Here is a 13,476-nt window from a genome sequence, read left to right on the forward strand (position 1 = left end):
GGTACTGAACAATCCGGCCAGCAACATCAGCGAGGCGCCTTTGCAGATGAAAAGCAACTGCGGAACGCTCGTGATCGATGACTTTGGTCGCCAAAAAATGTCCGTCGACCAACTGCTCAATCGCTGGATCATCCCACTGGAAAAACGCTATGACTTTTTGAACATGGCGTCCGGCAAGAAGATCCAAGTCCCGTTCGACCAACTCGTCATCTTCAGCACCAACCTCGAACCCAAGGATTTGGTCGACGACGCGTTTCTACGCCGAATCCCTTATAAGATTGAGGTCGAGAACCCACCGGAATCCGACTTCCGCAAGCTATTTGAAATCATGTGCAAGGTCACGAAAATTCCTTATAACGCGGAAGCCATCGACTACTTGGTCAAGACTCATTACTTGGCCGTTGACCGCCCATTTCGCAATTGCCAACCGCGAGATTTGTTGCTTCAGGTACGCAACTACTGCCTCTACAACAACCTCGAGGTGGAACTCAAGAAAGAATACTTTGATTTTGCCTGCGACAACTACTTCTCGGTGATGTAGTTCGCCCGCCGCTCGCTGAACGATTCCCCCGACGAGCGGAAGGAACACCGGAAACACCATCCTGGTTTGGCGGCGGCTCGTTCGCCAGTACACTCGTTCGCCGGTACAATGGGCCGCTCCCTCCTGTCGCTCATTTCCCGATGAGTCCCGCCCTCCATTCGGTGTTCCATCATGTCCCTTGCTTCCCTGCTGCTGATGCTCGAATCTTCTTTCTGCCGCAACGCTAACCGTTTAAGACAAAAGCCCAGCGTTTGCCACGTGTTCGCACTTCTCCTTCTCGCTCTGCCGACGAGTGCTCACTTGGCGTCCGCCGCCGAGGAAGCCTCCGCAGAAGCCAATGCGATCCGCATGGCGGTGAACGAAGAGGGTCTGGTGGTGGACTTTGAACGAGACATTGCCCCGATCTTTCGAGAGCACTGCTTGCAATGCCACGGTGCGGAAGAAGCCAAAGCCGATTTTCGCGTCGATGAACGAGACACGGTCTTTGACTATGTCTATGGAGAAGACCTGGAATCGAGCTCGATGTACATCGACTATCTGATCAGCGAAGACGATGACATGCTGATGCCTCCTCGAACTCATGGCGGCCCTCTCTCACCAGCCGAACTGGCTTTGATTCGAATCTGGATCGAAGAGGGCGCGAACTGGCCGGACGATGCTCATGTTGTCCAACCCGAACTGGATGGCTCGGGACAACCCATTGAACTTGCTGATGGCATCCGGAAAGGAATCGACCCGACCGAAGCTGGACTGCCGGCACGTGTGTGGTCGTTCCAAGGTTTCCTTCACCCCGCGACCGTCCACTTCCCCATCGCCCTGTTCTTGGTCGGCGGGTTGTTTGTTGTGCTGGGTTGGAAATGGCCCGCCTTGGGTGCTCAAGTCCCGTTGGTTTGCTTATTGCTCGGCGCGGCGACTGCGATTGTGGCGACGATGATGGGTTGGTCATTCGCGGTCGAAAAAGGCTACGGCTCTTGGACCAAAATCAACTTGGATTCCGAGCTTTTCTGGCATCGCTGGTCAGCCATCATTGTGACAGTCCTCTCCAGCATCTTCGCCATCATCGCTTTGAAATCCCTGCGAGGCGGCGACGAAGCGGGCAACCAACGCCTGACAAAGGTCTGGAAAATTGGCTTGCTGGTGGTCGCTGGCATGGTCGGTGCAGTGGGACATCAAGGCGGCGAGCTGACCTACGGAAAAGACTTTTACCCCAAAGCGATCAGCATTTTGCTGGGCCAACCATGGCCTCCGGAAGAGACCGCTGAAACGTCGCCAGAGGCCGTTCCCTCGGAGTCGTCGCCCTCAGAGACTTCGCCCGAAACCACCGAAGACGCCATCCCGCCCGACGCGACCGCCCGAGCTGACAAGCTCGATTTCATTGACGCAATTCCGTTCACATCATCTTCATTGCGAGTTTGACGTTGTCCCACGACCCCGCGCCCAGTCAGTCCGTCGGCAAACGCCCTTCCACTAGCTCCAAGACCGCGTCTCGCCGGAAAGTGGTCGACTCGGTCGCGGATGCTCCCCGGTTCATCAACCGCGAATTGGGCTGGCTGGAATTCAACGCGCGCGTTCTGGATCAAGCGGACGATCCGTCGGTCCGATTGCTGGAACGCGCCAAATTCCTGGCGATCACCGGTTCCAACTTGGACGAGTTCATGATGGTCCGCGTGGGCAGCCTGAAACTGCAAGCGATGGGCGGAGGTGGACGACGCGACCCATCTGGGCGCACCGCCACCGAACAGTTGCAGGCGGTTTCGAAACGCTGCCAGGCTCACGTTGATCGACAGTATCAGTTGCTTCGAAACGAACTGCTGCCGCTACTCAGCGAGCATCACATCAACCAAATCGACCCTGACAACTGCAGCAACCGCTTGCTTGCCGCCGCCGAACGGCATTTTCGCGGCGACGTGCTCGCGGTGCTTTCGCCCCAAGCCCTTCACGACCGACGCTTTCCCATGCTGCCAGGGCTGGGGATCCATCTTTGTGTCCAACTGAGCCCTGGCGATGAGATTGGTCCCCAACCGACCCCCGGGCCGACCGAAACCCTCGACAAGCGAGTGGTTTCAAACCAGAAACAACTCGATGCGTCGAAGGACGCAGCCTCAGGCGATTCGAATTCATCGGAAGCCGAAAACGAACCTCCAGAAACACAATTCGCCGTCATCCCGCTGGGACGCACCTTGGGACGTGTGATTCCGCTGCCGATCGAGAAGGCTCCGATCGACAACAAGACTTCATCGAAAGACGGTGCCGACGATTCGCCCACGGAATCCGGTTACGCCTATGCGTTGCTAGAGGATTTGGTGTCGCACTTTGTTGACGAGTTCTTTCCTGGACGCGAGGTGATTCAGTGCAAACCGTTTCGGATCACCCGCAACGCTGACATCGAGCTTCGCGAAGACGGCGCAGGTGACTTGCTCGGCGGCATGGAAGAGGTCCTCGAAAGCCGACGTTTGTCCGACGTGGTTCGGCTGGAAATCGATGCCAACGCGAATTCGGAGATTCGGGACTACCTCATCAAGAGCTTCGAAGTTGACCCGCAGTTTGTCTTTGACATCGATGGCCCGCTGGACCTGACCTATTTGTTCGCGCTGCATGGACTGAAGGGAATGAACTCGCTTCGTGACGAGGAATGGCCCCCACAACGCAGCCCGAGGATCAATCCCGCCGAGTCCATGTTCACATCGATCTCGGAGGGAGACATCATGCTGATGCACCCCTACGAGTCCTTTGATCCGGTGGTGCGATTACTGGAAGAAGCCTCGGTGGACCCGGATGTCCTGGCCGTCAAACAAATCCTGTATCGAACCAGTCGCAACAGTCCGATCGTGGCCGCTCTGATGCGAGCGGCGGAACGTGGCAAGTACGTCACCGCCATCGTGGAACTGAAAGCCCGCTTTGACGAAGCCCGCAATATCGAATGGGCTCGCGAAATGGAACAGGCCGGCGTGCAGGTCATCTACGGAATCCGCGGTCTCAAAACACACGCCAAAGTGTGCATCATTGTCCGCCGTGAACCTCAGGGACTGGTTCGCTACGTTCACTTTGGCACGGGCAACTACAACGAAGTCACCGCCAACTTGTACGGCGACATCTCTTTGCTGACCTGCGACGAGATCCTGGGCACCGATGCAACGATGTTTTTCAACGCCGTCACGGGAGCCAGCCAGCCGCAGCCGCTGCAACAACTCGGCATGGCACCGCTGACGCTTCGACGCCAAATCTTGGATCTGATCCAAGGCGAAACCGAACGCTCCCGTCAGGGGCAAAAAGGTGAAATCATCGCCAAAATGAACGCCTTGGTGGACACCGAAGTCATCGATGCGCTGTACCTGGCCAGCCAAGCGGGCGTGAAGATTCGCCTGAACGTGCGTGGCGTTTGCTGCTTGCGACCGGGCGTGCCAGGAATGAGCGAAACGATCGAGGTCGTTTCCATTGTCGACCGCTTCCTGGAACACGCACGGACGTTTTATTTCCGTCACGGTGGCGATCACGAGATGTTCATCAGCAGCGCCGACTGGATGCCTCGTAATTTGGACCGCCGCGTGGAACTTTTGGTTCCCGTCATCGACCCGAATGCACGCAAACGTCTTCGCGAAACGCTGCAACTGTATTTCCGCGACAATCAAAACGCTTGGCGGATGCAGCCCGACGGGAGCTACCAGCGTTTGAGCCCGCAAAAAAATCAGACACCCATGCGGGTCCAAGAGACACTGTATCATCAGGTGGTCGAAAATCGAGACGCGGCCAGACAGGACTCGCAATCGACTTTCGAAACGCATCGTCCTGATTGATCCCGTCTCTGATTGACACAGCGAATGTCTGCTCCTGAACCGATCATCACGCCCACCCCGTCGATCCAACCGGTCATTCGCAGTCGTGTGCTGCCTCGGATTTCCTTCCGGATGATGATGGCGCTCACCGCCGCGGCTGCGGTCCTGGCAGCGATCACTCGAGCGGCAGGCAACGGAGCCGTCTTTGCCAAAGCCGCACTCGCAGTCGTGGGCGTGTTCGCCGCCTTTTTCGCGATGGCCGCCGGTGCATTCCTGGTTTCGTGGCTGGTCGCTCGTTTGACCATCGGTCGCGTCGACCAATCTCGCCAAGGCAGCCCGTTCGCCAAAGATGAATTGCCGCCGCAGTTGCTCAAGCCTCGGGAGAAAGAACTATGACTCGCTCGACGCTCGCTGTTGGCCTCACCGCCGCACTGCTGTTGATGGCCACCGCCTGCCCCGACGCCTGGGGGCAATCTCGCGCTGCCACTCAAAGCATTTGGATCAACGATGGCAACAACGCGACCTCCTTCCCCCGTGGTCGAGCCAATCGGCTGGGGTACCAGATCAACGTTCGTCTTTCCGCGCCGGACATCCCTGAAACTCAGCGAGTTGAGATTGAATTCATCTCGACAGGTGGCCCGACGACGGCGGATCACAACTTCACTTTGCTGCTGACCCCACGCGGCATCGGACACAGCCCACCGCAATCCGCTTTGGAAGTGGAACTCCCATTCCAAATCCCAGAACAGACCACCCAGCAAACGATCGTCCGGCATCTCCCCAAGACCTCTTACGGAGACGCTTACGAAGTTTCGATCCTGGACAACGGACAACCCATCACGAAAGCCCCCAACGAAATCGGCAAGCCCCTCCAGCCATACACGGTGGTCGAAAAAGGTCTCCGCGACGAACTGCGATGGCGGTTGATCTGGATTGACTCTGACCAAGACGAGAGCGTCCGCGAACCATCTTTACAATCGCTGGTCGAATCAACGTTCGACATGCAGTGGGACGCTGATGTGTTTCAACCCGAACAACTCCGTGTCAATGAAGCCGGCCAAGTCAATGAACCGTTTGTTGCCGTCCAATCACATACGCCCGATGAACTGCCTCTCGATTGGCGATCGTGGCTCCCGTTTGACGCCGTAGTGATTCACCGACAGGACTATTTGCGATTCCAATCTGAAAAACCACCGTGGTGGAAACCGTTCACGCAGTGGATCCATGGCGGCGGCGTGGTGCTGATCCGTGGAACTCAACCGGATGAGGTGAACGACACCCAGCAGATCAGCGACTCCGCCTCGACGTTGGATGCGCCCACCATCGACGCCCTCGCCAAATCCGCTCAGCAAATGCTTCGCACCGGCGCAGCAGAGATGTCGCGGAACTGGGCCCAAATCAATGCGATCAACCAGCAAATCAACGTCATGGATGAGGCGACTCGACAAAGCCTGGAAGCCATCGAAAACTTCCGCCGTTCATTCGCCAGCTCCGATGGCAACCAATCCCAAGCCACCCGGCTTGGCACAGCAAAAGGCATGCAGGTGTTTCCCGTCGAGGCAGGAGTCCTCGTCCAACTGCCCGCTCACGGAAACGATGAGCCCATCGGCGTCTTGGATTGGCGAACAACGAAATCCATCCTTGGATTCCACGCCCTTCGGACACTCCGCCGTGGCGCCGATCCCATGATCGGCACCCAGCGTTTCTTTGAATGGATGATTCCCGGTGTCTCGCAACCTCCGGTTTACACCTTCATGGGATTCCTGGGGCTGTTTGTGGTCTTGGTCGGACCGGTGGCTTACAGGAAAACGACCCGAAGCGGACGCAGCTACCTGATGTTTCTGATCGCTCCCGTGCTCGCCGTTGCAACCACCGTTGCGATGATGGGATACGGAATCATCGCTGATGGATTCGGCACTCGTCTGCGCGCCCGACAAATCACCTGGGTCAACTCCAATGGCGATGCCATGTCCCGAACACGCTCGACCTATTTCGCCGGCATTCGTCCCTCCAACGGTTTGCAATTCCCAGCCAACGCGTCCGTGACACTGCTTCTGGATAACGAAGAAACAAGCTGGGAAGACCGAATCAACCAGCGTTTCGCCCCACGCGGAAAGGTCACGGTCACCGAAGAAGAAATTCGCTTCTCCAGTCGCCTGTTACCCAGCCGCCAACAACGCCAATTTGTGGCTGAACAACCTCGCGACCAGTTTGGCACCGTCCGCATCACAGAATCCGAATCAGATGCTGTCAAACGAGTCAGCGTCATGCTTCAGAACGACTGCGAACTGAACCTGCAAAACGTTTTGGTCCGTGACCAAGATGGTCTGTTCTTCCAAGCCGAGAACCTGAAGCCAGGCCAATCCGCTCGCGCCAAACTGGTCTCCTCTCTCGATGCATCCAAGCTGCTCGGCGATTGGTACAAAAGCCAATGGCTGGTGAACTCCAAAACGAATCGCCAATCCGATTCCGGCAGTGGCGAAATGCGCCGCCGCATGATGACGGAAACATTCGACGTCATCAACAAAATCCGATCGACACTCGCGCTAACCGCCGCCCCCACCGACGGTGTGTTTGAATACGAACTTCAACAGCGAATGCAGTTGGGAAAATCACTTCCCAACAACTCTTACATTGCACTCGCTGATCTGTCCGACGACGTCCCGGCAATCGATGGGATCTCCATCGAAAACAGCATCCACTTCGTGATGGGAGACATGCCATGAGCACGACCTCGCAAAACTCCCAACCCGCGACATCATCCGCTAGCACGGCAACGAACAATCACCGTTCCACCGGAGTCCACATGGGCACCGCCGATTGCATCGAACTTCGCCGACTGCATCGTTATTTTGGCAAGACGCACGCTGTGCATGACATTTCGTTCTCGGTTCGTCGAGGACATGTGTTTGGCTACATCGGCCCCAACGGTGCCGGTAAAACCACATCGATGCGAATCCTCGCGACACTTGACCTGCCCAGCTTTGGCGATGCGTTTGTCGATGGATTCTCCGTCGTCAATGACCCGGAACTTGTCCGCAGTCGATTGGGATTCATGCCCGACAGTTTCGGCACCTACCGAGACGTCAACTGCGAAGAATACCTGGACTTCTTCGCGCGAGCCTACGGTTTGACTGGTCGCAACCGCACACGTCGTTTGCGAGAAGTGCTGGAGTTCACCGGCACGGTGGGCATGAAAGACAAACCGATTCGAGGCCTGAGCAAAGGCATGAAGCAACGCCTTTGTCTCGGCCGAGCTTTGGTGCACGATCCAGCCGTTTTGATCCTCGATGAACCGGCTGCCGGATTGGACCCGCGAGCCCGAATTCAGTTGAGACAAATGATTCGCCAATTGGCCAATCGCGGAAAAACGGTCTTGATCAGCAGCCACATCCTGACTGAACTGGCCGAGATGTGCGACAGCGTTGGCATCATCGAACAAGGCCAACTGCTGGCCACCGGCAGCGTCGAAGATATCCAACGACAACGCGCCCAACACCGCGAACTCACCCTTCGAGTGCTCGAGCGAGCAGGCGAAGCGGGGGACTTGATCCGCAAGCATCTCGCAGAACAATCCTCCCCACCCCAAACATCCAATCACAATGGTGCCTCCGGCGAAACCGAATCAGCCAACACCAGCGATCACTCCCTGCCACCCGCATCCCAAGTTGTCGTCGACGGCGAACTGGTGCGATTCGAGTTCGAAGGGGACGCACGTGATCAAGCCAATTTGGTTGCCTGGTTGGTTGGACAAGGCTTTCTCATCGCCGAAGTCGCCGCGCATAAAAAGAGCCTCGAGGATGTCTTCCTCCAGGTCACCGAAGGTCTGGTTCAATGAGCGATTTCTTTACACCACCCAAACCCGTCACCCCCCTGCCCTCCCCCGAAGTCACCGCTCGACAAAGCGAAGAGTTCGCCGCGAGACTTCGCAAACGTGCCAAACACCTTCGCCGCTGGCCAACCAAACAAGGCGTCACCTGTTTCCGGTTGTACGAACGCGATGTCCCGGAAGTCCCGCTGGTCGTCGATCGCTACGAAGACCATTTGCACATCGGCGAGTTTGAACGCCCCCACGACCGCAGTGATGACGAACATGTCGTGTGGCTAGAACACATGGTGAAGGTCGCTGCCAAGACTCTGGAGGTGCCGCGTTCCAAGGTGTTCTTCAAGCAGCGCAAACGACAACGAGGAAATTCACAACACGAAACCGTCGCCAGCCGCCACTACCAAATCGAAGCCCACGAAGGCGGACTGAAATTCCAAGTCAACTTGTCGGACTACATCGACACCGGCTTGTTCCTGGATCATCGCATCACACGATCAATGGTTCGTAACGAGGTCGCTGGCAAACGCTTTCTCAACCTCTTCGCTTACACCGGCTCCTTCACCGTTTACGCGGCCGATGGTGGCGCGGCATCCACCACCACTGTGGATCTGTCGAATACCTACCTGACCTGGGCAAAAGAGAACATGCGTCTGAATGGGTTTGAAGGCGACTCGCATGAATTCATCGCCGAAGACGCAATGGCGTTCATCAAAAACCTTCCTGCCACCGCCGTATTCGATGTGGCCGTCGTTGACCCTCCTACTTTCAGCAACAGCAAACGCACCCAAAAAGACTGGGTTGTGCGAGACGACTACAAGGATCTGCTCAAGCAAACTCTGAAACACATCGCTCGAGATGGCGTCATTTACTTCTCGACGAATTTCCGACAATTCCAGATGGACGAATCCGCTTTCCCCGGTGCCAAAGTCCACGAAATCAGCCGGCAAACCGTCCCGGAAGACTTCCGCAATCGACGCATTCACCGGTGCTGGCGAATCACTCGAACAGGCTGACAAGGACTGTCACCGAGACGAGTAGTCTTCGCCCCCATCCTTGGTCACCAAGGACTCCAAAAGTCCGACCTCGATGGAGTTGGTGATGAACTGCACGGCCCCATCGCCCATCACGACGTGCCCACCACCCTGGTGAGAATCATACTCAGATCGCTCCAACAAGGTTGGCAGGTCGATGTCCTCCGGGCTCATCCAGTGGACCTCGTTTTCATGTTCGGTTTCAACCAACAAAATCGTGCTGGCCAAACCATCGGTCGCCTGAGCAAACTTGGTCGGAATCGCGCCCTCGAACATGCCCGACGAATCCACGACCGCAACGTAAGTCGTCATCAATGGATCGCCCACTTTGGAAGGACAGACATAGGCGGACACCACCGTGGATGCCACCACGGCGTTCTCGGGGGCATCCCACGGTTTCGAAAGATCGATCTGCTGATACAAGGCTTGCTGTTCCATGAACGGCAGAATCGCCACCCGCCAACTGTGCAGTTTGTTGCCCTCCTCATCGACCGTGTACGCGGGAGGCAACTGATTGTAGGCCGCGTGATAGTTGTGGAGGGCCAACCCAATCTGCTTCATGTTGTTGCTGCAATTCATTCGCTGTGCTGCCTCCCGTGCTGCAGACATCGCCGGAAGCGTGATTCCAACGACTAGGCCGCCGCAAACAAGCACACCCACCAACGCCAGTCCCAACAAAGGAGCGATCAAACATCCCCAGTTGAATTGGCTTTGCCCGGCCAAATGAGCCTCGCCCGGCATCGTCTCGGGGGATGGATTCCCAGGAACAAGCGGATCGGACGAACCGGACATGACGACCTCGTTGGAGATGGACAGGAAAGAATCGCAAATTGGCGAGTCCCATCATCCTACCCTTCTCGCGAGCGGTGTGCCGAACGAGAGAGCATCCGCGTGAACCGTCTCGTGCCGGCGAAAAAACCGGTATCATTCAAAGCGCCCCTTGTCCTCCTTTTCTGTTGAAATCGTATGAGCACCGCATCGCTGCCCGATCCGAGCGTCTCCGCCCGAGAAAACGTCGCCTCGTGGTTGCTGCGATTGGATGAGTGGGCTGAGCGAACGGGCGACAAACTCAACCCGATCCTGATCAAAGAAACCCGCCAAGCTCTCAAGAGCCGGCAATTCGTCGTCACCTTCTCCGTCCTGCTGATCGCGGCGTTCGCTTGGACCGTGATCGGCAGCCTGATGTTGATGCCCCAGATCTACACGTCGCCCTCGGCACCGCGGTTGTTGATCGGTTACTACTTCGTGCTCGCCGTGCCGATGCTGCTGATCGTTCCACTAGCCGCCTACCGATCTCTCGAAGCGGAGATTGACGACGGGACTTTGGAACTGCTTTCGATCACCTCGCTGAGTGCCTGGCAAATTGTGATGGGCAAGTTGGCCAGTGCTTCGCTGCAAATGATGCTGTACCTGATCACGCTGTTTCCCTGCGTGGCCTATGCCTACACCCTACGTGGCATCGATTTGCCCACCGTAGGACTGATCATGGCCATGCTGATCGCCAGCGGTTTGCTGCTGACGGTGGTCGCCCTCTCATTTGCGCCGCTCGCTCGCGGTCGCACCGGACGCATCTCCACACTGCTCGTGGTGTTGATGGTCTTGATGCTGTGCGAGTACTTGGTCGGGGCCGGTGCGGTGGCACTGATTTGGTACGGCAATCCTTTGGATGCAGGTTGGACGACGTTCATTTTCGTTGGCAGCCTGCTGACTGCGGCTTGCTTCAGCCACCTGCTGCTGACAACCACCGCCGCGCAGCTCACACCCGAAAGCGAAAATCGATCCAGCGGGATCCGTTGGTCCATCCTGGTTCTCACCGCCACCCTGATCGGATTGGCTACCTTTGCGATGGAGTGGAACCCAGGCGAAAACCAAGAAGGAATGATTCTGTGGTTCCCCGTCGCATTGACGTTGGCAGGTGTCTGGACCGGCGCGGGGTCCATGATGGCGGCTGAATCGAGCAGCCTGACGCCGCGAATCCAGCGTGAACTGCCCGGCAATTTCCTCAGTCGGCTGACGCTCACGTTCCTGACGCCCGGGCCCGCAACAGGATTGGTGTTCGCCAGCCTCGGATCGGTCCTGGTCGCCTCGATCCTGTTGCTCGCTGCCTATCGAGCTGAATCCGTTGCCGGCATGCGACTCCCTGCCGGTGCCATGACCAGTTTGTTTCATCTGGTCCTGGCCTACACGTCCTACTTGGTCATATTTCTGTTCTGCGTCCGCTGGATCGTGGCCCTGGTCCGCATCAACAACAACCCGAGAGTCGAAATCGGACTGGCCGCATTCATCGTTGTCGCCGTGCTTTCCTCGCTGGTGCCCTACGCCGTTGGGCTGCACCTGAACGATTACCGCCAATACGATTACTCCGCCTGGCAAATCACCAATTGGGTTTGGACGATTGGCATGATCATCGATCGAAGCGTGTCCGATCTGCTGATCGGATGCCTGGCCACCTGCGGCTTGATCGCGATCTTGCTGTCCATCGCCACGGTCGGACAACGATCCCTGGCGATCAAGACCGCCACTCCCGAAGCCGTCTTGGCCGCTCGCGAAAAGAAGTGACGCGGCGGCTACCTTACCTGGAACCGGCAATCATCACCTGAACAGACAGATCAGATGCAGTACTCGAGCGTGTCTGGATTGGGAACGAACACCGGATCTTGATGCAGGATCGACTGGGCAACCCGATACGCCTGCTGGCGTAACTCCGGCACCGCGATGCTCTCCCACAACGTGCCCTTCAAAATGGGACCGATCGCTCTCAAGAACGGTGTGGGAACGTCGTCTTTCCCAAGCACTGTGAAGTCGTCCGTCACGGCGATCCCCATGTCCATGTCATCTGGCCGAGCCAAACCTCGCTCGAACAAATTGCGATACAGCGGCAATTCCGAGTCCGAGAACCGGGACTTGGGCCCCGTGCAATTGATCACCAAATCACCTTCGATTTGCTTTGCCGTTCCCTCGCGATCGACCATCTGTATTTCGATCCCGTGCTCACCCGACGCTAGCGATTGAATCGTCGCCGGGGTGATCGTCAACTGGCCGCAATCCAACGCATCGGTGATCGCATCATGAATCGGCCCGGCAATGCGATGGCGAATCACATTCCAATCCGCCGAATACTTCTTCAGGAACAGCTTGCGTTCGTCCAGCGTCAACGCTTTCCACAATTGCTGCGTTCGACCTCGCAATTTGTCGACCGCGATCGCCGGGTTTTGACTGACGCCACGCAGACGCTCGCAATCCGATCGAATCAATTTCACCAACTCTTTCAACGAGCGTGTTTGCCCGTCATCCGGAACCGCGTGAGGCCACTCGATGCCACGAAAATGCCGCTGGGGCAACATGCCGTTGCGAGAAATCGCGGTGACCTTGCCGTTCCAACCTTTGTTGCGAAGCGTCACGATCACATCGACCGCCGTCAGCCCCGTTCCCAAGATCACGATGTGCTGATCGTCGCTGGGCAGGTTTTCGTGCCAGTCCTTCCAAGGGTTGCCGCAATAACGTCGATCATTGGCCAGCCTCTTTGCGCCGGGCAATCCAGCCGGAGGTTGGTTGCCCGTCGCCAGCAAGATGGATTCCGCTTCGATCGGCTCACCATTTTCCAACATCACGACACCGCCTTGGTTCGCCCCAGGCTCGACGCCACGCGGAATCACATCCACAACGGAATCTTCCACGATCTCACATCGAACGCTCGAACGCGGGTCCGCCGTCCCCAAATAATGCGTCGCAATCCCACGGACATAGTCACCAAAAACCTGCCGTGGAATGAACATTTCGCGAAGGGTGTGATCGTCGATTGCGTCGAACTCACAGCGTGTCCGCAACCAATCAAAGAAGTGAGACGGTTGATCCGGGAATGCGGACATGTTCCGCGCCGCGACATTCAACAAATGCTCCCGGCGCTTCGTTCCGTAAGCCGTCCCGCGTCCGAACGGGCGTCCCGAATTGACAATCACCACTCGCTGAGGCGAGGTGGCAAAGCGAGCAAGATTGACGGCGGCCAGCGTTCCGCTGAACCCGCCACCGATAATGGCCGTGGTTGGCATGGCAACAAATGGTCTAAGAGGGGAGAGTGAACGCGTCGTGCTGTGACGGCACGCAGTGAGCAAGCAATTTGCGAGGGCAATTTGCGGGGGGCGGGGAACCAACCTCTGACAACGCGGTTAAAAACAAGATGCATCAGAGCTTGATACGCGAATCCTTTATCGATAAAGTATTCCTGCGTCAACTGAATCGGACGCGTCTCCGTCCTTTGCCAACTGCCCTTTGGTTTAACGATGACCGATCTTTCGAAAGAACTTC

Annotated in this window: 9 protein-coding genes and 1 pseudogene; 8 read left to right on the top strand and 2 right to left on the bottom strand. The window is 57.0% G+C overall.

Translation table 11 applies throughout. The features are described from left to right. From ACF8AM_RS11280 to ACF8AM_RS11310, 7 genes and pseudogenes are all read left to right on the top strand, one after another. Nucleotides 1-541: pseudogene (locus tag ACF8AM_RS11280) on the top strand (hypothetical protein); the annotation flags it as partial. Between the two features lie 195 nt (nt 542-736). Next, nucleotides 737-1,957 carry a c-type cytochrome domain-containing protein gene (locus tag ACF8AM_RS11285; RefSeq protein WP_392555742.1) on the top strand — a complete coding sequence of 407 codons (1,221 nt, stop codon included), beginning with the start codon at nt 737-739 and terminating at the stop codon, nt 1,955-1,957. After that, entirely contained in the window at nt 1,954-4,335 is a 2,382-nt protein-coding gene (ppk1, locus tag ACF8AM_RS11290; RefSeq protein ID WP_392555734.1) for a polyphosphate kinase 1, read from the top strand. Before ACF8AM_RS11285 ends, ppk1 begins: the two co-directional genes overlap by 4 nt. Before the next feature lie 24 nt (nt 4,336-4,359). After that, a complete protein-coding gene (locus ACF8AM_RS11295) occupies nt 4,360-4,710 on the top strand; it encodes a hypothetical protein (protein ID WP_392555735.1) in 351 nt (116 codons plus the stop codon). Beyond that, a complete protein-coding gene (locus ACF8AM_RS11300) occupies nt 4,707-7,040 on the top strand; it encodes a hypothetical protein (RefSeq protein WP_392555736.1) in 2,334 nt (777 codons plus the stop codon). The genes ACF8AM_RS11295 and ACF8AM_RS11300 overlap by 4 nt, the downstream gene beginning before the upstream one ends. After that, entirely contained in the window at nt 7,037-8,152 is a 1,116-nt protein-coding gene (locus ACF8AM_RS11305) for an ABC transporter ATP-binding protein (RefSeq protein WP_392555737.1), read from the top strand. The genes ACF8AM_RS11300 and ACF8AM_RS11305 overlap by 4 nt, the downstream gene beginning before the upstream one ends. Beyond that, nucleotides 8,149-9,153 carry a class I SAM-dependent methyltransferase gene (locus ACF8AM_RS11310; protein ID WP_392555738.1) on the top strand — a complete coding sequence of 335 codons (1,005 nt, stop codon included), beginning with the start codon at nt 8,149-8,151 and terminating at the stop codon, nt 9,151-9,153. Before ACF8AM_RS11305 ends, ACF8AM_RS11310 begins: the two co-directional genes overlap by 4 nt. 9 nt (nt 9,154-9,162) lie before the next feature. Here the strand turns inward: ACF8AM_RS11310 and ACF8AM_RS11315 are convergent, their stop codons facing one another. Further along, nucleotides 9,163-9,963: a DUF1559 domain-containing protein gene (locus ACF8AM_RS11315; RefSeq protein ID WP_392555739.1), complete on the bottom strand. Its 801-nt coding sequence runs from the start codon at nt 9,961-9,963 to the stop codon at nt 9,163-9,165. Between the two features lie 174 nt (nt 9,964-10,137). On the opposite strand from ACF8AM_RS11315, the gene ACF8AM_RS11320 reads away from it, so the two are divergent. Next, nucleotides 10,138-11,730, top strand: coding sequence for an ABC transporter permease (locus tag ACF8AM_RS11320; protein ID WP_392555740.1), 1,593 nt, complete (start codon nt 10,138-10,140; stop codon nt 11,728-11,730). Nucleotides 11,731-11,780: 50 nt separating this feature from the next. On the opposite strand, the gene ACF8AM_RS11325 is transcribed toward ACF8AM_RS11320, so the two are convergent. Further along, nucleotides 11,781-13,220: an FAD/NAD(P)-binding protein gene (locus ACF8AM_RS11325; RefSeq protein WP_392555741.1), complete on the bottom strand. Its 1,440-nt coding sequence runs from the start codon at nt 13,218-13,220 to the stop codon at nt 11,781-11,783. Nucleotides 13,221-13,476 lie beyond the last annotated feature (256 nt).

Origin of the sequence: Rhodopirellula sp. JB055, assembly GCF_043100905.1 — a bacterium.
Taxonomy (GTDB): domain Bacteria; phylum Planctomycetota; class Planctomycetia; order Pirellulales; family Pirellulaceae; genus Rhodopirellula.

Bases quoted from the DNA above. Each gene is read 5' to 3' on its own strand.
- ACF8AM_RS11285 (WP_392555742.1), top strand. From the start codon at position 737: ATGCTCGAATCTTCTTTCTGCCGCAACGCTAACCGTTTAAGACAAAAG.
- ACF8AM_RS11295 (WP_392555735.1), top strand. From the start codon at position 4,360: ATGTCTGCTCCTGAACCGATCATCACGCCCACCCCGTCGATCCAACCG.
- ACF8AM_RS11300 (WP_392555736.1), top strand. From the start codon at position 4,707: ATGACTCGCTCGACGCTCGCTGTTGGCCTCACCGCCGCACTGCTGTTG.
- ACF8AM_RS11305 (WP_392555737.1), top strand. From the start codon at position 7,037: ATGAGCACGACCTCGCAAAACTCCCAACCCGCGACATCATCCGCTAGC.
- ACF8AM_RS11310 (WP_392555738.1), top strand. From the start codon at position 8,149: ATGAGCGATTTCTTTACACCACCCAAACCCGTCACCCCCCTGCCCTCC.
- ACF8AM_RS11315 (WP_392555739.1), bottom strand. From the start codon at position 9,963: ATGTCCGGTTCGTCCGATCCGCTTGTTCCTGGGAATCCATCCCCCGAG.
- ACF8AM_RS11320 (WP_392555740.1), top strand. From the start codon at position 10,138: ATGAGCACCGCATCGCTGCCCGATCCGAGCGTCTCCGCCCGAGAAAAC.
- ACF8AM_RS11325 (WP_392555741.1), bottom strand. From the start codon at position 13,220: ATGCCAACCACGGCCATTATCGGTGGCGGGTTCAGCGGAACGCTGGCC.